Annotated in this window: 1 protein-coding gene; it reads right to left on the minus strand. The window is 51.3% G+C overall.

From position 1 onward, the window contains the following. Positions 1-129 precede the first annotated feature (129 nt). A complete protein-coding gene (locus MN199_RS14720) occupies positions 130-921 on the minus strand; it encodes an ANT(3'')-Ia family aminoglycoside nucleotidyltransferase AadA2 (protein WP_001261740.1) in 792 nt (263 codons plus the stop codon). Positions 922-1,004 lie beyond the last annotated feature (83 nt).

Raw genomic sequence — 1,004 nt, forward strand, 5'->3', positions numbered from 1 at the left:
CACGCTTAAAAATAATAAAAGCAGACTTGACCTGATAGTTTGGCTGTGAGCAATTATGTGCTTAGTGCATCTAACGCCGGAGTTAAGCCGCCGCGCGTAGCGCGGTCGGCTTGAACGAATTGTTAGACATCATTTACCAACTGACTTGATGATCTCGCCTTTCACAAAGCGAATAAATTCTTCCAAGTGATCTGCGCGTGAGGCCAAGTGATCTTCTTTTTGTCCCAGATAAGCTTGCTTAGCTTCAAGTAAGACGGGCTGATACTGGGCAGGTAGGCGTTTTATTGCCCAGTCGGCAGCGACATCCTTCGGCGCGATTTTGCCGGTTATTGCGCTGTACCAAATGCGGGACAACGTAAGCACTACATTTCGCTCATCGCCGGCCCAGTCGGGCTGCGAGTTCCATAGCTTCAAGGTTTCCCTCAGCGCCTCGAATAGATCCTGTTCAGGAACCGGGTCAAAGAATTCCTCCGCTGCCGGACCTACCAAGGCAACGCTATGTTCTCTTGCTTTTGTAAGCAGGATAGCTAGATCAATGTCGATCATGGCTGGCTCGAAGATACCCGCAAGAATGTCATTGCGCTGCCATTCTCCAAATTGCAGCTCGCGCTTAGCCGGATAACGCCACGGGATGATGTCGTCATGCACGACAAGGGTGACTTCTATAGCGCGGAGCGTCTCGCTCTCGCCAGGGAAAGCCGAAGCCTCCATAAGGTCATTGAGCAATGCTCGCCGCGTCGTTTCATCAAGCTTTACGGCCACAGTAACCAACAAATCAATATCGCTGTATGGCTTCAGGCCGCCATCCACTGCGGAGCCGTACAAATGCACGGCCAGCAACGTTGATTCCAGATGGCGCTCAATGACGCTTAGCACCTCTGATAGTTGGTTCGAAATTTCGATGGTCACCGCTACCCTCATGATGTCTAACTTTGTTTTAGGGCGACTGCCCTGCTGCGTAACATCGTTGCTGCTCCATAACATCAAACATCGACCCACGGCGT

The sequence above is a fragment of the Rheinheimera metallidurans genome, from assembly GCF_036983985.1.
Taxonomy (GTDB): Bacteria; Pseudomonadota; Gammaproteobacteria; order Enterobacterales; family Alteromonadaceae; genus Alishewanella; species Alishewanella metallidurans.